Annotated in this window: 20 protein-coding genes; 16 read left to right on the top strand and 4 right to left on the bottom strand. The window is 41.6% G+C overall.

All coding sequences use genetic code 11. From position 1 onward, the window contains the following. Positions 1 to 127: 127 nt before the first annotated feature. From ACH0BF_RS15415 to mqo, 11 genes are all read left to right on the top strand, one after another. Positions 128 to 691, top strand: coding sequence for a thioredoxin family protein (locus tag ACH0BF_RS15415; protein WP_406909635.1), 564 nt, complete (start codon positions 128 to 130; stop codon positions 689 to 691). A gap of 118 nt (positions 692 to 809) precedes the next feature. Next, positions 810 to 1,607, top strand: a complete 798-nt coding sequence (locus ACH0BF_RS15410; protein WP_406909634.1) for an arylamine N-acetyltransferase — start codon at positions 810 to 812, stop codon at positions 1,605 to 1,607. A gap of 111 nt (positions 1,608 to 1,718) precedes the next feature. After that, on the top strand, positions 1,719 to 2,633 hold the full coding sequence (locus ACH0BF_RS15405) for a diacylglycerol kinase (RefSeq protein ID WP_120036207.1): 915 nt from the start codon (positions 1,719 to 1,721) through the stop codon (positions 2,631 to 2,633). A gap of 111 nt (positions 2,634 to 2,744) precedes the next feature. Further along, positions 2,745 to 3,185 (top strand): MarR family winged helix-turn-helix transcriptional regulator, encoded by a 441-nt coding sequence (locus ACH0BF_RS15400; RefSeq protein ID WP_120036208.1) that lies wholly within the window; start codon positions 2,745 to 2,747, stop codon positions 3,183 to 3,185. Then, positions 3,182 to 4,369, top strand: a complete 1,188-nt coding sequence (locus tag ACH0BF_RS15395; protein WP_406909633.1) for an MFS transporter — start codon at positions 3,182 to 3,184, stop codon at positions 4,367 to 4,369. The genes ACH0BF_RS15400 and ACH0BF_RS15395 overlap by 4 nt, the downstream gene beginning before the upstream one ends. Positions 4,370 to 4,443: 74 nt before the next feature. Beyond that, complete coding sequence (locus ACH0BF_RS15390; RefSeq protein WP_406909632.1) at positions 4,444 to 6,186, top strand: ABC transporter ATP-binding protein; 1,743 nt, start codon at positions 4,444 to 4,446, stop codon at positions 6,184 to 6,186. Beyond that, positions 6,167 to 7,963 (top strand): ABC transporter ATP-binding protein, encoded by a 1,797-nt coding sequence (locus tag ACH0BF_RS15385; protein ID WP_406909630.1) that lies wholly within the window; start codon positions 6,167 to 6,169, stop codon positions 7,961 to 7,963. The genes ACH0BF_RS15390 and ACH0BF_RS15385 overlap by 20 nt, the downstream gene beginning before the upstream one ends. A gap of 219 nt (positions 7,964 to 8,182) precedes the next feature. Next, a complete protein-coding gene (gene rlmD, locus ACH0BF_RS15380; RefSeq protein WP_406909629.1) occupies positions 8,183 to 9,556 on the top strand; it encodes a 23S rRNA (uracil(1939)-C(5))-methyltransferase RlmD in 1,374 nt (457 codons plus the stop codon). A gap of 246 nt (positions 9,557 to 9,802) precedes the next feature. Further along, positions 9,803 to 10,765 (top strand): tRNA dihydrouridine synthase, encoded by a 963-nt coding sequence (locus tag ACH0BF_RS15375; RefSeq protein ID WP_406909657.1) that lies wholly within the window; start codon positions 9,803 to 9,805, stop codon positions 10,763 to 10,765. A 230-nt stretch (positions 10,766 to 10,995) separates the two neighbouring features. After that, complete coding sequence (locus ACH0BF_RS15370; RefSeq protein ID WP_406909628.1) at positions 10,996 to 11,544, top strand: GNAT family N-acetyltransferase; 549 nt, start codon at positions 10,996 to 10,998, stop codon at positions 11,542 to 11,544. 423 nt (positions 11,545 to 11,967) lie between these two features. Beyond that, positions 11,968 to 13,494: a malate dehydrogenase (quinone) gene (gene mqo / locus ACH0BF_RS15365; protein ID WP_406909627.1), complete on the top strand. Its 1,527-nt coding sequence runs from the start codon at positions 11,968 to 11,970 to the stop codon at positions 13,492 to 13,494. 335 nt (positions 13,495 to 13,829) lie between these two features. Here mqo and ACH0BF_RS15360 read toward each other — a convergent pair whose 3' ends face one another. Together ACH0BF_RS15360 and ACH0BF_RS15355 are read right to left on the bottom strand one after the other, a co-directional pair. Then, on the bottom strand, positions 13,830 to 14,363 hold the full coding sequence (locus ACH0BF_RS15360) for an ECF transporter S component (protein ID WP_406909626.1): 534 nt from the start codon (positions 14,361 to 14,363) through the stop codon (positions 13,830 to 13,832). A 370-nt stretch (positions 14,364 to 14,733) separates the two neighbouring features. Continuing rightward, a complete protein-coding gene (locus ACH0BF_RS15355; protein ID WP_406909625.1) occupies positions 14,734 to 15,183 on the bottom strand; it encodes a GNAT family N-acetyltransferase in 450 nt (149 codons plus the stop codon). Between the two features lie 529 nt (positions 15,184 to 15,712). Here ACH0BF_RS15355 and ACH0BF_RS15350 point away from each other — a divergent pair. The 4 genes from ACH0BF_RS15350 (at position 15,713) to ACH0BF_RS15335 (ending at position 18,815) form a co-directional block, all read left to right on the top strand. After that, positions 15,713 to 16,945, top strand: coding sequence for an MFS transporter (locus ACH0BF_RS15350; RefSeq protein ID WP_406909624.1), 1,233 nt, complete (start codon positions 15,713 to 15,715; stop codon positions 16,943 to 16,945). Positions 16,946 to 17,127: 182 nt separating this feature from the next. Continuing rightward, entirely contained in the window at positions 17,128 to 17,655 is a 528-nt protein-coding gene (locus ACH0BF_RS15345) for a helix-turn-helix domain-containing protein (protein WP_406909623.1), read from the top strand. After that, positions 17,652 to 18,599 (top strand): alpha/beta hydrolase family protein, encoded by a 948-nt coding sequence (locus tag ACH0BF_RS15340; protein ID WP_406909622.1) that lies wholly within the window; start codon positions 17,652 to 17,654, stop codon positions 18,597 to 18,599. The genes ACH0BF_RS15345 and ACH0BF_RS15340 overlap by 4 nt, the downstream gene beginning before the upstream one ends. Before the next feature lie 48 nt (positions 18,600 to 18,647). Beyond that, complete coding sequence (locus ACH0BF_RS15335) at positions 18,648 to 18,815, top strand: hypothetical protein (protein WP_182917087.1); 168 nt, start codon at positions 18,648 to 18,650, stop codon at positions 18,813 to 18,815. A gap of 49 nt (positions 18,816 to 18,864) precedes the next feature. Here the strand turns inward: ACH0BF_RS15335 and hpaB are convergent, their stop codons facing one another. Continuing rightward, positions 18,865 to 20,310, bottom strand: a complete 1,446-nt coding sequence (gene hpaB, locus ACH0BF_RS15330) for a 4-hydroxyphenylacetate 3-monooxygenase, oxygenase component (RefSeq protein WP_406909621.1) — start codon at positions 20,308 to 20,310, stop codon at positions 18,865 to 18,867. 356 nt (positions 20,311 to 20,666) lie between these two features. Next, a complete protein-coding gene (locus ACH0BF_RS15325; RefSeq protein ID WP_406909620.1) occupies positions 20,667 to 20,939 on the bottom strand; it encodes a hypothetical protein in 273 nt (90 codons plus the stop codon). A gap of 668 nt (positions 20,940 to 21,607) precedes the next feature. Here ACH0BF_RS15325 and ACH0BF_RS15320 point away from each other — a divergent pair. Further along, positions 21,608 to 22,669, top strand: coding sequence for a permease (locus tag ACH0BF_RS15320; protein ID WP_406909619.1), 1,062 nt, complete (start codon positions 21,608 to 21,610; stop codon positions 22,667 to 22,669). Positions 22,670 to 22,822: the final 153 nt, after the last annotated feature.

Here is a 22,822-nt window from a genome sequence, read left to right as displayed (position 1 = left end):
GAGAGTTTGTCTCTACCTTGGAAAGCTTTTTATAAATAAGGGAAGAATAAAAGGGTTTCTGGAGAGAATAGCGAATAACAAACGAAGAAGTATGAGGCTTCTTAATCAATAAGCGGAGGAAAAGACCATGAATTTGATGGATTGGTTTCAAAAAGGCATCCCGGCGGATGTATATATTGAAAATATGAAAGAGAATAAGGAAAGAGTTAAACAAATTCAATCCTCTTTTCAAATTCAAAAGGATGAAGCTTCTTTCTTAACAGGCTTGCAGACAGAACAGCTGAAGGTCATTGTATTGACGGAGGATTGGTGTGGCGATGCCATGCTGAATGTACCAATCCTGCTAGAAATTGCTCGTCATGCTGGCATGGAAGTGCGCTTCTTATATAGAGATCAAAATTTAGAACTCATGGATCAATATTTGACGAATGGAACGTCCCGGGCAATCCCGATCTTCATCTTTATGAACGAACAAGGTGAAGAAAAAGCAGTATGGGGGCCGCGTGCTCAGGAGTTACAAGAGCTTGTAAACAGCAAGAGGTCCAGCTTGCCGCCTCTTGATCATGAGGAGTTTGCGGACAGGCAGAAAGAGATGTATAAGGAGTTGCAAGAAGCATACCTTACTAAAAGGGAGCTATGGCAGGAAGTGTACCGAAGCATCAAAACATCATTAGCTGAGCGGCTGTTTTAACTTTATTTGAAGGCAGGCTTTCGGGAAACTTCCCAAGCCTGTTTTTTTATGAAGTGTCATACAGGAAACGATTCCATTTTCATGTTACGATAAACAAAAGAATTAAGAAGGTGGACATATGGATGCTGTATCAGCATATTTAGAACAGCTGAAAATTAACAGGGAAAAACCGAGCTTGAATTATTTACAGCGGCTTATCCAGCATCATTTGTCGCTGATCCCATATGAAACATTTAGTAAATTTCATTATTTTAATGAGCAGGGTTGCCAAGTGCCGGGTTTTACCGAGTTCGTCATGAATCTGAAGAGCAGGGGATGGGGAGGCACGTGCTATTCATTGAATATGAACTTTGCAAGGCTCCTTGAAGAATTGGGATTTTCGTGTTCATTCGTACGCGTGCTGCCGGGACATGCAGCGATCATGGTTCATATGGCCGACAAGGAATTTTATGTAGACGTTGGCTATGGCTCCCCGATCACACGGCCCATTGAATTAAATAGCCGCCCGAAACACGTTCTCCATGGGTTTGGAGAAGAAATTATTTTCACAAACCGCAACGAAAAAAGATTTCAGCTTGAACGGAGGTCCCATGGAAAGACGTTCGTTACAAAGCAGATCATTTGGGAGGCTCTTACGGAAGAAGAGCTCCAGCAAGACATTGAGGCATCCTATAAGGATTGTGATAGCAATATTACGATGCGGCGGATCTCAGCTGTTCGTTTTCAAGGAAATAACTGTTACTTTTTACGGAATCATACGCTTAAAGTAATGAATTACCGGGATATCCGGGAGTATCATTTTCGTGAGCCGACTCAGTGGAAGCGTGCAATAGTAGAGGCATTCCGGATTGATGAAAAGGGAATGGAAGAGTCACTCAGCTTTTTAGCTGATAGGGGCATTTACTTATTTGAATAGTTGTCAGAAAAGGAGAAATAGCTTTTTTCCAAAAAAAGTAGTAAGATATAAAGCGGAAATATGAGTGGTAAAATTAAACATGATTATAAATTGAGACTGGGATGGATAGAGATGAAAAGAGCAAGAATTATTTATAATCCTACTTCAGGGCGCGAACTGTTCAAAAAGCATTTGCCGGAGGTATTGCAAAAGCTTGAAGAAGCGGGCTATGAAACATCCGCTCACGCTACTACCGGAGCAGGAGATGCGACGAGAGCCGCTGAAATTGCGGTAGAGCGCCGGTTTGATGTGGTGATTGCTGCTGGCGGTGACGGAACGTTGAATGAAGTCGTCAATGGTTTAGCGGGACAGGAATATCGCCCGAAATTTGGTGTGATTCCGATGGGGACAACCAATGATTTTGCCAGAGCTTTAAAAATTCCCCGTGACATTGATGGAGCTGTAGACATCATTACAGCTGGGAAAACCATTCCGGTCGATATCGGACGAATGAATGATAAATACTTTATTAATATTGCGGGCGGCGGGCGCCTGACAGAGCTGACATATGAAGTGCCGAGCAAACTAAAAACGATGATCGGTCAATTAGCGTATTATTTAAAAGGAATTGAAATGCTTCCTTCCATTAAAGCATCTGAGGTAACGATTGAATATGATGGCAAGCTGTTTGAGGGAGAGGTCATGCTGTTTTTAATTGGGTTGACAAACTCGGTTGGCGGTTTTGAAAAGCTGGCACCGGACTCTTCTGTGAATGACGGTCTGTTTTCTTTATTAATTCTAAAGAAAACTAACTTGGCTGAATTCATCCGGATTGCTACGCTCGCTTTGAGAGGCGAACACTTAAACGATCCTCATGTCATTTACACGAAAGCAAATCGCATTAAGATTCATGCGCCGGAAAAAGTGCTGCTGAATCTTGACGGTGAACCGGGGGGCTCATTGCCTGCTGATTTTGAAAATTTGTATCGCCATCTTGAAGTATTTGTTCCTGTTGATCAACTTCGCCCTCAAGATCGAATTTATTAAGCCATGCAAAAACTGCCGAAAAAATTCGGCAGTTTTTTATTTTCTTTAGAGAAAACTATGATACAATAGAAAAGTTGCAATAGTTACCTAGGTAATTAAAGGAGAAGAGATATGGAATTGCATCTTTTGTTTCACTCTGTTCACCAGTTGTCAAGGCAGATCATGAAGCGCAACAATACGGTATTACAAAAGTACGGTCTTTACAGTGCACAATGGTCCGTATTGTATGTGTTAAAGCAAAAAGGCAGACTCACACAAAAAGAGCTCAGTGAATATTTGGCTGTTGAAGCCCCTCCAATGACTCGGACGATTCAGCGTCTCGTCAAGCAAGGGTATGTACGGCAGGTGCCGGGTGCAGATAAACGGGTTAAATTCATTGAACTGACGGAGCTTGCCGAAAGAGAGTATCCTGTTTGGGAACAAGCGGTATTAGAGATGAATCAGCAAACAATTAAAGGATTTGGTAAAGAACATCAACAGCAATTGCAGAAGCTTATGACAGAATGGCTGTCTGCATTGGAAAGTCATCAAGGAGAGGAAGAACAGAAATGAATAAGGAGCCTTTATGGACGAAGGATTTCATTAGTGTATCAGCGAGCAATTTCTTTTTGTTCGTTGCTTTTTATTTTCTATTAGTTACTATGCCAATATATGCCATTCAGGAATTAGGAGGAAGTGCGGCACAGGCTGGACTGCTCACCACCTGCTTCTTAATCTCGGCTATTGTGGTCCGTCCCTTTGCCGGCCAGTGGATTGAGCGGTTGGAAAAAAAAACCATATTGATCAGTTCACAAGTGATTTTTTTGGGAGCATCGGTGTTATACTTTTTCCCTGACACGCTGGGGACGATGTTGGCTATTCGATTTATTCACGGAATTGGGTTCGGAATGGCAACCACAGCTACAGGAGCGATGGTTGCTGAAATTATTCCCGGCTCGCGCCGCGGGGAGGGGATGGGTTACTACGTCATGTCTACGAACCTGGCGATGGTTATCGGCCCTTTCCTAGGATTAACAGTGATGCGGCAATGGGGCAGCTTTACGATGTTTGTTATGTGTATCGTCATCTCAGGCCTTGCTCTTGTGACCAGCCTGTTAATCAATGTGAAAGAAAGCAGACACGAGATTCGAGTGATGTCTATTTTTCAAGTGAAGTTTAATCCTAAAGATTTGTTTGAGTTTTCGGCGCTGCCGATCGCAGTAGTTGGCGCCTTTTTCTCGATCGCTTATTCATCAATCTTATCTTTCGTTTCGGTTTATGCAGAAGAGATCCAAGTAGGAGAAGTGGCCAGCTATTTCTTTATCGTCTATGCGGTCGTTTTATTGCTGTCCCGTCCGTTTACCGGCAGATGGTTTGATCAATATGGAGCGAATGTAATTGTCTATCCGGCCATTTTCCTTTTTTCAGCCGGCCTGCTTCTGCTTAGCCAAACATCAACAGCCCTTGTTTTCCTTATAGCAGCCGGGATGATCGGCATCGGCTGGGGCACCTTGTTCCCGAGCTTTCAAACCATAGCCATTCAAGAAGCAGCTCCTCAGAAGAAAGCGCTGGCGACAGCTACATTTCTGTCTGTATTCGATTTCGGCATTGGCCTTGGTTCTTTTATTATCGGCTGGGCAGTCACAGGAATGAGTTTTAGAATGCTTTATGTTTACTGTGCGGTCTATGTATTAGTAGGTTTATTCGTTTATTTGTTGATGCATGGACGTCAAGAAAAGCAGCGTCAAATGATTTGATGCTGTCCATCGCTTGGACTATACTGGTAAAAACACAGTCGTAAGATTGAGCCAGCAGGAGAGGGGAGAGGGCCTTGAAACGTGTATTGTTTTATTTAAAACCGTATAAAAATTACATGGCTTTTGCTTGGCTGTTAATGCTTATAGAGCTGGCAGTTGAACTAACCCATCCGCTATTTATGGCCAAGATCATTGATGAAGGCATCATAAAGCATGATATGAGAGCTGTTTATATATGGGGAGCTCTCATGCTGGGCACGTCTTTGCTTGCCTTTGCTTCCGGGATTATTAACTCGTTTGTGGCCGCTCACGTCGGCCAAAACTTCGGCTTTGATTTGCGTGAGAAAATGATGGAAAAAGTCCAGTCATTTTCTTTCGCCAACTACAGCCGGTTTGCGGCCTCTTCTTTAATTACACGAATGACCAATGATGTGACTCAGCTGCAAAATGCCGTTTTTATGAGCTTGCGGATTATGTTGCGTGCTCCTTTGATGGTCATATTCGGCACGGTAATGGCTTTGCTTATTCATGCCAAGCTGACAATGATTCTGCTGATAACGATCCCGCTTATGCTCGTTTTTCTAATAAATATGATGAAGAGAAGTGCCTCTCTCTTTCAATCAGTTCAGCAGCGGCTTGATGGTGTAAATAATGTCATGCAGGAGAACTTGATAGGCATTCGTATTATTAAAGCTTTTCTCAGATGGAGATATGAAGTCAGCCGTTTTCGGCAGGCGAGCGAAAAGCTGATGACACAGACGACCCGTGTTCTGCGTACGGTAGAAACGACGACTCCTGTTCTGCTTCTTGTCATGAATAGCAGCTTGATTGCTATTTTGTGGTTCGGCTTTTCTGAATTCACAAGCGGTTCAGCAACGGCAGGACAGATTGTTGCTGTAATTAACTATGCTACGCGGATTATTTCTTCTTTATCTATGTTTACATTTATCTTAATGGCTTTTTCAAGAGCACGGGCTTCGAGTCAGCGAATTGGCGAGCTCCTTGAACAGCCGGAGGAAGAAGGGGACCAGCGTTTAAAAGGAAGTGACTTTCAACCTTTAGGCGGTAAAATTGAATTTCAACATGTCACTTTTTCTTTTCCGGGGGTTAGGGAGCCTGTTCTCGATGGGCTTACTTTTTCGGTTGAACCTGGAAAAACAGCAGCCGTTTTAGGGGCAACCGGATCCGGGAAATCAACGCTTTTTTATTTAATTCCCCGCTTATACGAACCGGATTCAGGTGAAATTTTAATTGATGGTCAGAACATCAGCTCTATTCAGCCGGCGGCCCTTCGTGAACAAATTGGCTTTGTGCCGCAGGAATCCCATTTGTTTACGGGGACTATCAGAGAGAATATCTCTTGGGGAAAAGAAGATGCTTCTATGGAAGAAATAGTGGAAGCGGCTCGGCGAGCTCAAATTGAGGAAACCATTGAACGGTTGCCGAATAAATATGAAACGATGATCGGACAGAAGGGTGTTAATTTATCAGGCGGTCAAAAGCAGCGGCTGTCTATTGCCCGCGCACTTATCCGCAAGCCGCTCATATTGCTGTTGGATGATAGCACAAGCGCTCTTGATGTAAAAACAGAAGCACGGCTCTTATCTGCTCTCCAGGAAGAGAATTGCACAACCATAATTATTACACAAAAAATTAGCACAGCACTGCAGGCAGACCAGATTATTTTGCTGGAAGACGGCCGTATTACCGCATCTGGCAGTCACGAAGATCTTATAGCTGGAAGCGAACTGTATCGACGCATTTTAGCTTCCCAATACGGAAAGGAAGGGATGCCGTATGTCAAGGCCAGCCATTAAGCCTGCTCATTCTCATAGCCGTCACGGTCATCCCGGATCAAAGCCGCAAGTGAAGGAACTTGTGCCAACGTTGAAAAGGCTGGCTGGATACTTGGCAAGAAGGAAAGGACTTCTCTTTCTTGTTGTTCTCATGGTGGCCGCTAGTTCTGCGTTGGGTCTGCTCGGACCGTATCTTGTTGGAATGGCAATTGATGATTTCATCATTACGAAAGATGAAAAAGGTCTTGTTCTTCTGCTTGCCCTGCTTGGGGTTGTCTATATTTTTTATTCTTTAGCTACTTTTTTACAAAGCTACTGGATGGTCGGTATTGCCCAGAAGACGGTATTTGAAATGAGAACCGAGTTATTTACTCATCTTCAACAACTGCCGTTATCCTTCTTTGACAAACGCCAGCATGGAGAGCTGATGAGCAGGGTAACGAATGATATTGAAAATATCAGCAGCACGCTGAACAGTTCCGTAATTCAAGTTGCTTCCAGTGTATTGACGCTGACAGGAGCGGTAATCGTTATGCTTTATTTAAGCCCGATGTTGACAGCGATAACTCTGTTGATTGTTCCGCTTCTATACATTGGCATGAAATGGATCACAAGCCGGACACGGCGGTTTTTCAAGGAGCAGCAGCGCCATTTAGGTGAGTTAAACGGGTTTATTGAAGAGGCCGTGTCAAGCAAACATATTGTCAAGATGTTTTCCCAAGAGGAAAAGATTGCGCTCGCTTTTAATGAAAGAAATGCAAAGTTGAAGGAAACTGGCTTTTGGGCGCAGACATATTCGGGCTTTATTCCGAAGTTGATGAACATGCTGAATAATATTAGCTTCGCATTAATTGCCGGAGCAGGGGGATTATTAGCACTGCATGGCTATGTGACTGTTGGGGTCATTGTCGTGTTTGCCGAGTATTCGCGGCAGTTTACGCGTCCTCTGAATGATCTTGCAAATCAATTTAACACCTTGCTTTCAGCACTTGCCGGAGCAGAGCGAGTCTTTGATATTTTAGATACAGAAAAGGAAGAAGAGCAAGCTGATGAGTTTCCATTACACCATGTTCGCGGAGATATTGAGTTTCGGAAAGTATCCTTTTCTTATGAGAAGGGAAATGAAACGATTAAAGAGGTCAGTTTTAAAGCGGACAAAGGAGACATGGTAGCACTTGTCGGACCGACAGGATCAGGGAAGTCAACGATCATTAATCTTCTCGCCCGCTTTTATGATCCGGACAACGGAGCCATCTTCATAGATGGCTATAATACGTCCACTATCCCGCGTCAAGAACTGAGAAAGCATATGGGCTTTGTGCTCCAGGATTCCTTTTTATTTGAAGGGACGATTAAAGAGAATATTCGCTATGGCCGTTTAGACGCAACAGATGAAGAAGTAGTGAAAGCAGCCAAGTCTGCCAATGCCCATTCCTTCATTATGAAGCTGCCGGACGGCTATGAAACAAAACTACAGTCTGAAGGCTCAGGGATTAGCCAGGGACAGAGGCAACTGCTCGCTATTGCGAGAGCCCTCTTAGCAGATCCTGCTATTTTAATTTTAGATGAAGCAACGAGCAGCATTGATACCATTACTGAAATGCATATTCAAGAAGCACTCAATCGTCTGATGGAAGGAAGGACGACCGTTGTGATTGCCCATCGGTTGAACACGATCCGCCGGGCCGACCAAATTCTTGTGCTTAATCAAGGACGGATTGTTGAACGAGGAAATCATGAAGAACTTATAGAGACGGAAGGGCATTACGCCAGTCTCGCCACGGCTTCGCAGTTATAAAAGTCTGCCTTTCACCGTTATAAATGGGTGAAAGGCAGGCTTTGTTTTATGATGAGCAGAGGGAATGTAATCTTTCATTCGAGCTCTTTTTTTAAGAAAAGATTTTATCTTATCATAAAGGGAAACAAACTTCTTGAGATTGGCTTTTTTGCGAATTCTGAGGAAACTGTGATAGAATAGCTTTCGATTCTTAAGAAAAAACAAAAAGGGTGGATAATCGTGGCAAAAATTCAAGCCCCTGTTCAAAAAAATCAAATGATAGAAGTACAATTCGAAGATTTAACTCATGATGGAAATGCGGTAGCAAAAGTAGAAGGTTATCCGCTGTTTGTAGCGGGTGCGCTGCCAGGAGAAACAGGCCGCATTCAAGTGACGAAAATAAATAAAGGCTATGGCTTCGGCCGGCTGATTGAACTTTTTGAAAGAAGCCCACACCGTATAGATGTGCCAGCTGCTGACATGCACAAATATGGAGGAACTCAGCTGCAGCACATTAGCTATGAAGGACAGCTGCAATTTAAAGAAAAGCAAGTCCGGGAAGTACTTACCCGGATTGGAAAACTTGAGGATGTGAACGTGCATCCTGTTTTAGGCATGGAAGAGCCATGGTATTACCGTAACAAGGCGCAGGTACCCGTGGGAGAGAGGAACGGTAAATTGATTGCTGGTTTCTTCAAGCCGCGCAGCCATGAAATTGTTGATACGAATGAGAGCATCATCCAGCTTCCGGAAGTAAATGAAGCGATCCAGGCGGTAAAGGAGATTTGCAGTGAGTTAGACATTAAAGCATATGATGAAGTGGCTCACAAAGGGGTGCTTCGCCACATTATGGCCCGCTATGGAAAGCAAACAGGGGAACTAATGATCGTCCTTATTACCCGGACAGCTGAGCTTCCCCATAAAGATAAAATTGTAGAAGAGATGATCACGAGGCTGCCTCATGTGAAATCAATTGTTCATAATGTTAATTCAAAACGGACAAACGTTATTATGGGAGAGACGACAAAGGTGCTCTGGGGAAGCGAAGTGATCTATGACTATATCGGCGACGTCAAGTTCGCGATTTCAGCTAGATCCTTTTACCAGGTGAATCCGGTACAAACGAAAGTGCTGTATGACAAAGCGCTTGAATATGCGGATCTCACCGGAAATGAAACAGTCATTGACGCCTATTGCGGCATCGGCACGATCTCCCTATTTCTTGCCCAAAAAGCCAAAAGAGTTTTTGGGGTTGAAGTGGTGCCAGAAGCCATTGAAGATGCAAAAAGAAATGCCCGGCTGAATGGAATTGAAAATGCTGAATTTGCCGTTGGCAAAGCAGAAGAGGTGATCACAGAATGGTATAAGCAGGGCAACAGAGCAGATGTCCTCGTTGTCGACCCGCCCCGAAAAGGCTGTGATGGAACCCTTTTAGAAACCATTATTGATATGAAGCCGGGAAAAGTCGTCTATGTTTCCTGTAATCCGGCTACTTTAGCACGTGATCTGCGCATACTGGAAGACGGTGGCTACAGAACACTTGATGTACAGCCAGTTGATATGTTTCCACAAACGACACATTGTGAAGCGGTCGCGTGGTTGGAATTGGTATAATAGAAAAGCAGTTGATATAGAAAAAATCTATACCACCTGCTTTTTTGCATATAACAATATCATTCGGGGTTGATTTTAGTAAAATAACCATTGCCGATTTTTATAAATGATAAATATCCAACATACTTGTGTTTGATAATAAGTTATTAGGCATGATATAAGTGAAAAAGAAGCAGGACATTTGATTTTATATTTTTTGACCGAGAATTTGAAGTGGTATTCATAGTGAGAGGATTTGAGTTTGAAATGATAGATAATTTTTGGCGTGATTTACCACGGCCATTTTTTGTACTTGCACCAATGGAAGATGTGACAGATGTTGTTTTTCGTCACGTAGTAAGTGAGGCCGGTCGACCGGATGTATTCTTCACAGAGTTTACAAACTCGGATAGCTATTGTCATCCAGATGGTATGAAAAGTGTGCGTGGCCGTTTGATTTTTACAGAAGATGAACAGCCAATGGTAGCACATATTTGGGGGGATAATCCCGAATATTTCCGTCAAATGAGTATTGGCATGGCAGAGTTAGGGTTTAAAGGTATCGATATTAATATGGGCTGCCCTGTACCAAATGTGGCATCAAGAGGGAAAGGCAGTGGCCTTATTTTGCGTCCAGACGTTGCGGCAGAACTTATTCAAGCAGCAAAAGCGGGCGGATTGCCTGTCAGTGTGAAAACACGGCTTGGCTATGAGGATGTAAATGAGTGGGAAGAGTGGCTAACGCATATTTTAAAACAGGATATTGCGAACCTTTCTATTCACTTACGCACAAGAAAGGAAATGAGCCAAGTAGCTGCGCATTGGGAGCTAATTCCGGAAATCAAAAAATTACGTGACCGGATCGCCCCAAATACGCTGCTGACAATCAATGGAGACATTCCTGACCGTCAAACTGGGCTGCAGCTTGCTGAACAATATGGTATTGATGGTGTGATGATCGGGCGAGGTATTTTTAAAAATCCTTTTGCTTTTGAAAAAGAGCCAAAAGAGCATAGCAGTAAAGAGTATCTTGATCTTTTAAGACTGCAGCTTGATCTTCAAGATCAATATGCGGAAGTACTGCCACGTTCCATCACAGGGCTTCATCGCTTTTTCAAAATTTATGTCAAAGGATTCCGTGGAGCTGGTGAATTAAGAAACCAATTAATGAACACAAAATCAACAGATGAAGTGCGGGCATTGCTTGATAACTTTGAAAAAGAATGTTGATGGGGCGGGGACAGTGAAACGTGTTTTAAAAGATGCAGTCCATGAAGGAGCTGTATCTAATGAAGAGAAGAGAGTGGGAGAAGATTATAGTGTATTTTAATCTTCTCCCTTCTCTATCTTGTTTGCAAGTTTTGGAAGTGCCCGTTTTAATGCTTTTCCCTTTCAATATAAATTCTTGAAGCGTTCCGCAGCGCCTTTCAAAATGTGAATTATCCGGAGGAGCGTCTTTTATGAGGAGTGAATCGAAAAAATTTTTTATTAATGATTTGTTTTACACAATTAGATCCGCAGTGGAAACAGATGTGAAAGCCTTGTCTGAGGTAAGATTACAAATAGATGGGGAAACCGAGAATTTAGATAGAGAACAGGGAGAAGATTTTATAGATGAATCCGGCTTCAAAAAGATAATTGCAGACGATACAGAAGGTAGTAACAACCTCTTTCTAATAGCTGAAGTTGATCATCAAATTGTAGGGTTTGTAAGAGCGGTCGGAAACAAATTGAGAAGAACATCCCATAGAGTGGAATTTGGTATTGCTGTTTTAAAAGATTATTGGGGATACGCCATTGGACGAAATCTTTTAAAAGAATTAATTCAATGGGGAGACTCGAATAGAATAAGAAAAATAAGCTTACATGTTCTTGAAACGAATGACAAAGCAGTAAAACTCTATGAAAGTCTTGGCTTTACAATAGAAGGCATTTTGAAAGATGACAAATTATTAACTGATGGAAACTACTACAATACCATTGTGATGGGAAGAATTAAGAAGAAATAAAAGAAAAAAGCACGGCTGCCCATTCTGGATTAATGAGCGTCTTAAGGAATATAGGGAGAAATCGCATAACAACCGCTCTTTTGTCTTTTAAACAACCAGCCGCTTTGAAGGGGACATTCAACATATGTGGGGGCTAGGCGCATCTCGATAGCATTCGGTATGGGGGAGCAGCTGCTTTTTTACTTGCAGCAAGCTGGATGAAAACTTTTTGGTCGGATTTTAAAATTTTCCCATATATTTAGTGGATTATAACCATCATATAATAGTGATATTTTAATCTATAAATAATAGTGATATACTGTAAATAGGATGCAATTGATACAGAAAAGGTGTGTGATCAGGTCACGCCTTGGCTTGCTTGTGATGCCTAAGAAGGAGCGGCTACATCTTTTCTGCAAATCTTAGGGTATAAGGATGGTAAAAATGAGCAGCAGAGAAAATAAAACAGACGTCATCTTAATTGGCGCCGGAATCATGAGTGCGACTTTAGGAACACTCCTAAAAGAATTAGCACCGGACTGGAATATTACAGTGTTTGAAAAGCTTGCGGATGCTGGAGAGGAAAGCTCTAACGAGTGGAACAATGCAGGAACAGGGCATGCAGCACTATGCGAGCTTAATTACACAGTTGAAAAACCAGACGGGTCTGTAGATATTAGCAAAGCGATAAATATTAACGAACAGTTTCAAGTTTCAATGCAATTTTGGTCCTACCTTGTAAATAGTAAGCTGATCAATAATCCACAGGACTTTATCATGCCACTACCTCACGTTAGTATGGTGCAGGGTGAGCAAAATGTAGCGTTCTTGAAGAAACGTTTTGAAGAAATGTCAAAAAATCCTCTCTTCAAAGGGATGGAGTTTTCTGATGATCCAGAAAAACTGAAAGAATGGATTCCGCTTATTATGCAGGACCGTCCAGCAGACGAAGCCATCGCGGCAACAAAAATTGACACGGGGACAGATGTCAATTTTGGCGCCTTAACACGCATGCTATTTGATCATTTAAAAACTCAAAATGTCGATATCAATTATAAACATAGTGTTGAAGGTGTTAAACGCACAAAAAATGGTTTGTGGGAAGTAAAAGTACATGATATGGATGGCTGTAAAATGGAATACCATACTGCCGATTTTGTCTTCCTTGGAGCTGGAGGAGGAAGCTTAGAGTTACTGCAAAAATCAGGCATTCCTGAAGGAAAACATATTGGTGGATTTCCGATTAGCGGATTATTCATGGTATGTAATAATCAAGAAGTAGTGGAACAACATCATGCAAAAGTATACGGAAAAGCCAAAGTTGGGGCTCCGCCAATGTCTGTTCCGCATCTTGATACACGATATATCGATAATAAAAAATCATTGCTGTTTGGTCCGTTCGCTGGCTTCTCGCCTAAGTTTCTAAAGAATGGCTCAAACATGGATCTGATTTCCTCTGTAAAACCGCACAATATTACAACGTTATTGGCGGCAGGAGTGAAAGAGATGGCGTTGACAAAGTATCTGATCCAGCAACTTATGTTGTCAAAAGAACAACGGATGAAAGAGTTGCGTGAGTTTATTCCGAATGCGAAGAGCGAGGAATGGGATATTGTTGTTGCCGGCCAGCGCGTGCAAGTTATTAAAGATACAGAGGCAGGCGGCAAAGGAACGCTTCAGTTTGGTACGGAAGTGGTAAGTGCAGCTGATGGTTCGATCGCAGCATTATTAGGTGCTTCCCCAGGAGCTTCTACTGCCGTTCAGGTTATGCTTGCGGTCATTCAAAAGTGCTTCCCGCAACATATGAAAGAATGGGAACAGAAGATCAAAGAAATGATTCCTTCTTACGGCATGTCACTCATGAAAAATCCAGAGCTTTTGCATGAAGTTCACACTTCAACAGCGCAAGCACTTGGTTTAAGCGACAGTAAAGCACTAGAGGCAGCCGGCGAAAGTGTGTCTGTATCCTAATAAGCAGGTCGAATAAAGGGCTGTGACCGAAAGATCAAGCATATAATATAATGATAGTATACGAGTTTTACGACTCTATGAAAAAGGACTTCTCACTTTTGGTGGGGAGTCTTTTTCCTATGTAAGAGAGAAAAGATGCGGTCAAAAACGGCATTTCCTGACTTCTTAAGAAGATCACTTCTGTCATATCGTCTTTAAAACTGGGCAAACAGTAAAAAATTTAAAGTGCAATCAAATATTTGTCATAAGTGAGTGAAATCTTTAGGCTTTGTTAGCATAAAAAGAAGAAAATCCCCTTAGTGAAGGCCAGCTAAGAGGATTTTCTTCATTATTTATTATTTTCTAGCAATTTTCTTTAGACGTCCTGCAATTGGTACAACAATAAGACCAGCGGTGACAACCTGCATTACATTTCCCGGAATAGAGCCGAATGGCTGTACCCAGTTAGCATAAAGGATAACTTCAGCAAAATAGTAGCCTACAATTTTTATCAACAAGGCAGCGACAATTGCCAGGGTATTGACAACCGCTCTTTTGCCGGGCATCTTTTCAGAGATAAGACCAGCTACAAATCCCATTGCACCTACGATAACGAATGTAAACGGCGCCCATATGGTCCAGCCGGAGAAAAGATCAAATAATGCCATTCCGAAGGCACCTGCTACAGCTCCTGTTTTTCGGCCGTAAACGAGGGCTGCTATAAAAAGAGGCACGTTCCCCAAATGAATGAGGCCTCCGTTGCCCATGATTGGGAGCCTGATGTTAATAAACATGGTAGCTACAAGGGTAAGCGTAATAAACAGCGCATTAATGACGATGGTTCTTGTTTTAGTTTTGGCTGCGCTGGCCGGTGAGAATGTCGAATCCATATGATGACCTCTTTCTTTTTTAAATATTATCATACTCCTAATCGACTACTTAATAAATACCTAATACTATTTTTCTAGTAATAACCATATTAAAAAAGTTCATGGCCATTCAATTAGCTGTAAGGTGAGAATATTTAGCGTCACCATGATTGCTTCTCCTGTATGTAAAATAAGAAGGGCTTTGAAAAGAATAATTAGGCAAAGTGCGTCTTTCCCATTATAAAAAAGCAGGTATCCGAAAAAGGATGACCTGCTTTTATGGGGCTTGCCATTATAGGACTTTAATTGCCAGGCAGCATTCTGCCACCAAAAAAGAGAACACATCCATTTTTGTGTTCTAAACATAAACGAAAGAGAACTTCATTCTTATTTAATACTTTTCATCGACCTTTAATTCCATAATGGTAGAAACATCAGTAAAGCCAAATTGTTCGTACATAGCTTTTGCCGGGTTACCGGCGTAGACATTAAGCTGGATGGTTTTTGCTCCGTGGAGCTGCAGTTGTTTGATAGCTTCTTTCAATAATTCTCTTCCGATACCCGCTTTTCTGTATCTAGGAAAAACATATAATTGGAGAAGGTGCCCCATGTCATGACCCGTCATGACATTTCTATCTACTCCTAGCAAAAGCCAGCCCTTTAGCCGATGTTTGTCTTCCTCGATTAAATAGTAAGCACCATTTTGAATATAGGGCATAAACATCTGGTAAGCAATGTGGGGACTGTTGGCTATGTGCCCCATGGAACTCTCCTGCAGTACATTCCCAGTAAGATGAAGAATATAGTGGGTTTCTAGCTGGTTGGCTTTTCTTATAGTCATCATAGCACCTCAGTAAAAAAGAATGATGGGTGAATAATATATAGCTGAACCGAGCAGCAAATGACTTAAACTGTAAGCACGGTCATTATCGATATCTAGAAACTTAATAAGTAGGATACTTTGACTATCCCCGTGTCATTTATTATCTAATGATTAGTGAGTTCTCTCTTGATTATAGAAACGAATGGAGGACTTTATCATGCTGTACAAATAAAACCTTCTTCCATAATATATGTATTGAAGCGAGTCTTTTAGTGTGCTAGTATAAATATCGACATCACATTACCTTTAATACGGTCCTGAGAGGCTGAAAAGGGCGAATGAATATTGGATATTCTATTTAACTATGCCTATTTATGCCCTTTTGTCCTCTCAGACGAAAGGGTATTTATTTTGTCTAAAATTATCAATACCTCTTTTAAACAAAGTCCTGTGAGGCTTGAAAAGAGAATGGAAAATTATACATCCATTCCCTCAAAAGACAAAAGAGATATGTTTCATCATGAAAAACATGAGAGGGTGTTACAAAATGGATTACCGTAAAAAAACAGTGGTAGCATCAGTAGCTGGTTTAACTTTAGAAGGCATGGATATCATGTTTATTTCTTTTGCGATGTCTATGATTATTGCCGAGTTTCATATTGATTTGGCAACGGGCGGGCTGATCTCTTCCATCACCAATATCGGCATGCTCTTAGGCGGCATGATTTTCGGCGTGTTAGCGGATAAGTTTGGCCGGGTGAAAGTGTTTACTTATACTGTTCTATTATTTGCTGTCGGCACAGCTTTAACAGGGTTGGCAACAAATATGGAACAAGTCTACCTATTTAGATTTATTGCAGGATTAGGTGCTGGCGGAGAATATGGGATTGGTATGGCGCTAGTTGCAGAGGCCTGGCCAAAGGATAAACAAGGGAGAGCTTCTTCTTATGTCAGTGTAGGCGCTCAATACGGTGTAATTCTGGCAGCGCTTTTAAGTGCGGTGATTCTCCCTGTGTTGGGATGGAGAGCCCTGTTCTTCGTTGGAGTGGTGCCTGTTATTTTTGCTGTGATTGTAAGAAGAAACTTGGCAGAATCCCCAGAATGGCTGGCTGCCCAAAAGGATAAAAAAGCAGGTAGTAAAGAGGCAAAAGGAAAGTTAATTCAGTTGTTTGAGTCTCCTCGGACAACGATGACAACTATCGCATTAAGCATTATGGCAACTGTTCAGATTGCTGGCTACAATGGGTTAATGATCTGGCTGCCGTCCATGCTGCAGCAGTCACAAGGGTTGTCTGTTTCAAGCTCGGCTCTTTGGACAATTAGCACAGCAGTTGGGATGATAGTCGGTATGTTGACCTTTGGACAGTTTATGGATCGGTTTGGATCAAAGCGTGCCTTTGGAATTTTCCTTCTTGCTTCTGCTTGCGCGGTGTTTTTATACTCCTATGCTACTGGGAGCGCAGGTGTATTAATAGGCGGTGCTATTGTCGGCTTCTTCTCAAATGGAATGTTTGCCGGATACGGGGCATTAATAAGCAGTTATTATCCGGTTCAAATTCGCAGTACAGCGACGAACACGATTTTTAATTTCGGCAGAGCGGTCGGAGGACTTTCACCTATTCTCGTTGGCTACATCTTACAAAGCTATGATATGACCGTGGCGATGATTTATCTGGCCGCTTTATACTGCATTTCCTTTATGGTTATGCTTACACTTAGAAAAAGGACATTTAGAAATAAACTCACGGCTATACAGCCTATGGAGAAATACGAATTGTAAACTGAAAAAAAGTGTTCATATAACCACCAGCTAAGAGGCGATGGCATCTTTGACTGGTGGTTTTTTGTTGGCTCAATAAGGACCGCTTATTTGGTTACTCTCGAAAAAATCAGATTCCTTATTTGTTGATTTATATTAAAAAGGATATTATTATCATAATTAATAATAAAGAGGTGAATAGAATGAGTAAATCAAATTTAAAAGTAATTTTGCACCCCGTCCGGATGAAAATTATTCAATCATTTGTCCGCAACAAAGAACAGACGGTTCAGCAACTAGCAGAGCGGATTACAGATGTACCGATCCCTTCGTTGTATCGCCATATCAATACGCTCCTTGATGCTGATTTTATTGAAGTAGTGCAAGAAAACCCGGTTCGCGGAACAATTGAAAAGGTGTTTGCGTTAAAACAACAGACGCCTAATGATTTTCTGAATTTATCGAAAGCAGAGCATTTGGATTTATTTACTACGTTCGTAGCCCAGTTAATTAGCATGTACGACCAGTATTTAAGCGGGGATAATGTCGATTTGCAAAAAGACGGCGTGAGCTACCGTGTGGCGGAGCTGCATGTTACCGACGAGGAGTTCAGAGAACTGGCTGTCAAAATTGGTACGTTAATTATGGAGGCTGTTCAGAATGAACCATCACCAGAGCGGAAGGTAAAACAATTAGCAACCATCATTATTCCCGAGGGGGAGAAGTCATGATTGAAACAGAGGTTATTCTTGAAAAGGACATTTTTGCGACGCTCGCATGCCCGGAACAAGAAGGAGCATTCCCGGCTATTTTATTGATTGCTGGCTCTGGTCCGATTGACCGTAATGGAAACGGACCCAAAGGGAAGTATCAAACTTATTTGTATCAAGAATTAGCCCACTTTTTCACAGAACTCGGCTTTATCACGCTGCGCTACGACAAGCGTGGAGCAGGAAAGCGGAGTGGAAGCTTGATAAACGCGGGCTTGTCTGATCTTTTGCATGATGCTAAAGCAGCCGTCACTTTTTTGCAGACACAGCCAAACGTGTCAGCTGTGATTGTGTGCGGTCACAGTGAAGGCACTATTTTGGCAACAGACATTGCTGCAGAGATGACCGTGGATGGCTGCATGCTTCTCTCTGGAGGTGTTGATAACTTAATGGAGGCACTTTATCATCAACGTCAGCAGGCCTATCGGGAACTGTTTGCCATGCCGGGATGGAAAGGCTGGTTGAACCGGAAACTGAAAGTAGATGAAAAAAATGAAAAAAAGACGGAAAAAATATTTCAAAAAATAAAGCAATCAAGCCGTGATACGATTCGAATTCAGGGGGTGCGGCAGCCGGCGAAATGGTTCCGTGAGCACGAGGCCTATAATACAAGAGCAGCTTTGCAGAAAGTGACCTGTCCCGTTTTTGCATTGCATGGTGACAAGGATCCGCTTGTGGAAAGTTCTGTATTGGAGGAATTGGCCGGGCTTGTACAAGGAGAGAGCGAGTATCATATTGTTAAAGGCATGGAGCATGGCCTGCGAAAGCAAAAGGAGCCGAAGAACATTTTGCAAATGAAAAAGTTGATGAAAACAATTTTAGAGCGGCCGCTTCATAAAGAAGGGTTACAGCTAATGGCTGCATGGTTGGAGAGATATGTTACGAGTGGCCATAAATCTGTCTGAGTTACTAGAGTTGTGTTGAAATGTAAAGTTTAAAAGATCAGAAAATGAATGGCAGGAAAGGAAGCAGATGCAGCCTTGAGATTTTCCGTTTCTTTACATGAGGATTCAGGCGTACTGCTCCCAATAGAAGATATTGATAAGTTATCAAGAAAAATAAATAACAGAAATAAGAATGAACAAGAGCCTTTACATGAAGAAGGCTCTTTAATGTTATGAGAGCTGATTCTCAAAGTTTCTAAACTGGCGATAAACATAGAAAGGTATACTAGCCCTGAGCTTTCAAGTGCAGAAATTCGTTAATCACTTGAACATAGTCATCCTTTGGATAGTCTTTATATAAAGTGCTTGATAATCGAATAGGATCGCCAAAAAAATATCTTTCATATTGGGTTTGTCTTGTGCCAAACGAACTCATGGTAAGGTCCCAGGCCAAACGAAATATTTTGATCCGGTCCTCCGCTGTTTTACTGGCTCCTTGCAGGTACTGGTCGAGATCGGCTCTAATAGCTGAATGAAAGGCTTTTTCTGTTGGCAAAGAAACCATCCCGCTGGCTCCGATTAACTGGATAATCTCACTAAAGCGAGGATAAATCTTAGGAAAAACATTACTAGCCACCTGAAGTGGAATAAAGCTAGGCCGCATAGAGCCCCATTCATCGAGCTTTGCATCATTCTCTGACTTCTCTAATAATGCCTTCATTGTCTCAAGACCGATAATGATCTCTGACAGCTTTTCTTGAATATGTTGATATTCACTAACATTAATTGTTTCAATAAGCAGCTCAGCCATGCCTAAAATAAATTCAGTTTTAACGATCTGTCTAGTGACTACTTGATGTATAGCAAAGGGAGAGAAAGAGCTGTGAGCAAAGAAGGTGTTGGCGGCTTCCATATTATCGTAAAAGAATACCCGATCCCAGGGAACCAATACGTCGTCAAAGACAAGGATAGAATCCATCTCTTCATAACGAGAACTGAGTGGATGATTAAAAAGAGATTCCCCTCCCACCAGGGTGTCACGGCAAATAAATTTCAATCCTTTTGTGTCAGAAGGGATGGAAAAAGCAAAGGCTTCATCACAGAAAAACCTAGGGGCATTGAACACCAATACTTCATCAGTTAATCCTCCTTGAGTAGCCAAGAGACGAGCCCCTTTAATGACTAGGCCTTCTTTATTTCTATCAATCACTTTAGCGGAGATGGGCTCATCGGAGCATTCGATATAGACTTGGGAACGGTTGACCTGAGGTGTAATAAACGTATGTGTAAACGAAAGATCTTTTTCTCGTGCCAATTTATATAATGATTGAATATTCTCTGGAAAACAATTGGCTTTGCCTGTTAACAATTCTGAAGAAGAGGCAAAGCTCATCAAAACAGTGTTCAAGTAGTCAGGGCTTCTTCCCATCATACCTCCAGTGTGCCTTGCCCAACGTTCCGTCATTTTCCGCCGTTTCATTAAGTCTTCTTTTGTTTTAGGCTGCAGGTAGGACAGCCCGATCGATTCCTTGGTTTCTGGGGAAAGAAAAGTCATCTCTTCTTTTAAATGGGGATCACATTGTAAATCATAGAGGGAAGCTTTTGTCTGAAGAAGTCCTTTAAAGGCAGGGTGCTCAGAGATCTTTCCCTCGATTTTTTCACCGTCAAACCAAATTTCAGTATTCAGTTGATCCAAGCGGCTAATAAAGTCTTTTCCGTTAATAGCTCCCACGTCATCACTCCCTCAATTTATTGAGAATTCCCAAAATGCATTCAGCTATTGTTTCATTTTATTAGCTAACATGCTAGTCTGTTCCGTATTTTTTAAAAGTGAAAAGCTTTGTTTTAAATAGCCAGCAAATATGAATAGTTAGGGTGAATGTCCAAATTAGGCAGCCAGGAGGAAGGAATATAGTGAATAGACATTTAAGTTACAGGAGAGCATCAGCTTGCTGTTGGGGGAGCATCAATCAATTGGTTTATTTATATAAGGGCTAACGTGTTTTTTTAGGATAAAAGCAAATCCGCCGCCGATAAAAATTCGACAGCGGATGGATAAAGAGCTATTGTGCAACGTGTCGTCAAGCTCTACGCTTCTACTAAGGAGTGATCATTAAAGTAAATAACTTCTGTAAGTATTTTATAACCTTGAATTCTTTTAAAAGCTTCTTTTGCTTCTTTTTGAGTATCAAATTCAAATACAGTTAAATTGCTTTTAGAATGAACAGTGATGATCCACATAGCAAGTTTCCTCCATACATAATAAAGTTCCTCCTGTAGACTCTGCATCGCTACATGAAGATTTGACTTTTTCTCTTTTGTCTGATTAGCTGCGCAACAGAAAACTTCTTCTTTTTGCAAATTCTTTTGTGTCTTTCCCTATCAAGATGTGTCTTTCAATTAACTGGATTTTTATTTTATTTGTTTAAATTCCCTAATCAACCGTTAATTTTTTATAAGTTTAAACAAATTATATAGTGGGGTCAACACCTTTTTTGAGATAAAATTGAATATTCTTTTAACGCTGAAAATGAAAGGCCTTTCAATAATGGAAGGAGATTTTTACTTGTTCAAGAGTGAAAAGCAAGGTGGATAAAAGAAAGAGAAAAACAAGAGAATAGGTAATGACCTGTTTATCCCAAATGCTTTTAAAGACTTATTAGAAATTCACTTTGATGACAGTTAAATACTGGCGGGAGGGCTATCAACAGAAAGGAAGTGGCTGCACTTCTTCAGTTAGTACTTCAGAGTCTATTGTGGTACCTATCAAGCAATTTAGTAAAATTCTATGTCTTTTCTATTCGCGTTTAAATTACATAAGATCATTGAATAAAATATAAGAATCAATTGGAAACGAGAGGGGGAATAACTTAGAGGACTAAGAGGATAGACAGCTTACACACCTTTAAAAAAGATAATGAATGGATTCCGGTTGGCTCCTGCAATAATCACAGGGAGGGAAGAATAATCAATTACCGCTTTTGTGATATAATATTATGTCTAGAAAATAATATATACAGGAGGGTCCCATGTCACAGTTAGACACTACATCTCAACATCAACAATCAGAACAGCGGAAAACACTGTGGTTTGTGGTTGCGTTTATACTCATTGCAGCTGCTGGGTTACTTTATGTAAAATGGTGGCCTTATTATAATAAATCTATTTTATCCGCTCATACACATTCCATCGGCTCTTCTATTTTAGGGAATCTATCGGATGTCACGCCTTCGTGGAAGTCGGCTGTGGATTACGCAATTGTTTATTTTTCATCCGTATGGAAAGCAGCGGTTCTCGGCATCCTGCTAGGATCTTTGCTGCAAGTATTACTTCCGACACAATGGCTTCTTAAATTTCTTGGAAAATCATCATTTGGCAGCACTGCCATTGCGGGAATGGCTGCTGTCCCAGGTATGATGTGCAGCTGCTGTGCAGCTCCGATCGCCGTTGGCCTTCGCAAAAAAAATGTTTCTGTTGGAGCAGCGCTTGCTTTCTGGATCGGCAATCCGATGATTAATCCAGCTACACTTATTTTCATGACATTTGTCTTATCATGGAAATTTACATTGTTGCGTCTTGTGTTCGGTTTAATTTTAACGTTTGGTGTTAGTTACTTGGCGAACCGATTTGTGAAAGATGTCGAGCCGGTTGATATAGAACAAATGATGGTAGAAGAGAAACCAGAAGGAAGTTTTTTAGCAAGATGGCTGAAGAGCGCAGGAAGCATGCTTCTTTATGTGGTACCAGCATATATACTGTCCGTGCTGCTTTTAGGAGCCGGGCGTGTGTGGCTATTTCCGCAATTAAATGAAGGAGAAGCGGATAGCCTCATGGCTATCATTTTGTTTGCGGTTGCCGGCATGCTGTTTGTCATTCCAACGGCTGCCGAGATTCCAATCATTCAAACATTTCTCTCTGTCGGGATTGGCAGCGGTCCAGCGGCGGCCCTGTTGATTACATTGCCAGCTGTTAGTCTGCCGTCTCTATTAATGGTAGCTAAATCATTTCCAAAAAAAGTATTGGTTTTTGTCATCATGTCAGTTGTTATCCTTGGCATAGCAGGCGGCATAGCAGGGAAATGGCTTTTATAAATTCAGGAGTAGACCAATGCTAACAACCTCGAAGAATAATAGATCAAGATTACTTAAACAGTCTTAGCTTCCAATTTGAATCAAATAAAGGATGGAAAAGAGAAAAAGCAGCCGATAATCATCGGCTGCTTTTTCGTTGTGTATTTTTCTGTA

The sequence above is a fragment of the Pseudobacillus sp. 179-B 2D1 NHS genome (genome assembly GCF_045370945.1).
Lineage (GTDB): Bacteria > Bacillota > Bacilli > Bacillales > Domibacillaceae > Pseudobacillus.
The sequence above is the reverse complement of the archived record's forward strand: the minus strand, read 5'-3'. Positions and strand labels throughout refer to the sequence as shown.

Excerpts from the sequence above, each read along its gene's own strand:
- ACH0BF_RS15340 (WP_406909622.1), top strand. The coding sequence starts at position 17,652 with ATGATTGAAACAGAGGTTATTCTTGAAAAGGACATTTTTGCGACGCTC.
- ACH0BF_RS15405 (WP_120036207.1), top strand. The coding sequence starts at position 1,719 with ATGAAAAGAGCAAGAATTATTTATAATCCTACTTCAGGGCGCGAACTG.
- mqo (WP_406909627.1), top strand. The coding sequence starts at position 11,968 with ATGAGCAGCAGAGAAAATAAAACAGACGTCATCTTAATTGGCGCCGGA.
- ACH0BF_RS15400 (WP_120036208.1), top strand. The coding sequence starts at position 2,745 with ATGGAATTGCATCTTTTGTTTCACTCTGTTCACCAGTTGTCAAGGCAG.
- ACH0BF_RS15335 (WP_182917087.1), top strand. The coding sequence starts at position 18,648 with ATGGCAGGAAAGGAAGCAGATGCAGCCTTGAGATTTTCCGTTTCTTTA.
- ACH0BF_RS15415 (WP_406909635.1), top strand. The coding sequence starts at position 128 with ATGAATTTGATGGATTGGTTTCAAAAAGGCATCCCGGCGGATGTATAT.
- ACH0BF_RS15320 (WP_406909619.1), top strand. The coding sequence starts at position 21,608 with ATGTCACAGTTAGACACTACATCTCAACATCAACAATCAGAACAGCGG.
- ACH0BF_RS15355 (WP_406909625.1), bottom strand. The coding sequence starts at position 15,183 with ATGACTATAAGAAAAGCCAACCAGCTAGAAACCCACTATATTCTTCAT.
- ACH0BF_RS15345 (WP_406909623.1), top strand. The coding sequence starts at position 17,128 with ATGAGTAAATCAAATTTAAAAGTAATTTTGCACCCCGTCCGGATGAAA.
- ACH0BF_RS15370 (WP_406909628.1), top strand. The coding sequence starts at position 10,996 with ATGAGGAGTGAATCGAAAAAATTTTTTATTAATGATTTGTTTTACACA.
- ACH0BF_RS15395 (WP_406909633.1), top strand. The coding sequence starts at position 3,182 with ATGAATAAGGAGCCTTTATGGACGAAGGATTTCATTAGTGTATCAGCG.
- ACH0BF_RS15375 (WP_406909657.1), top strand. The coding sequence starts at position 9,803 with ATGATAGATAATTTTTGGCGTGATTTACCACGGCCATTTTTTGTACTT.
- ACH0BF_RS15410 (WP_406909634.1), top strand. The coding sequence starts at position 810 with ATGGATGCTGTATCAGCATATTTAGAACAGCTGAAAATTAACAGGGAA.
- ACH0BF_RS15360 (WP_406909626.1), bottom strand. The coding sequence starts at position 14,363 with ATGGATTCGACATTCTCACCGGCCAGCGCAGCCAAAACTAAAACAAGA.
- ACH0BF_RS15350 (WP_406909624.1), top strand. The coding sequence starts at position 15,713 with ATGGATTACCGTAAAAAAACAGTGGTAGCATCAGTAGCTGGTTTAACT.
- ACH0BF_RS15385 (WP_406909630.1), top strand. The coding sequence starts at position 6,167 with ATGTCAAGGCCAGCCATTAAGCCTGCTCATTCTCATAGCCGTCACGGT.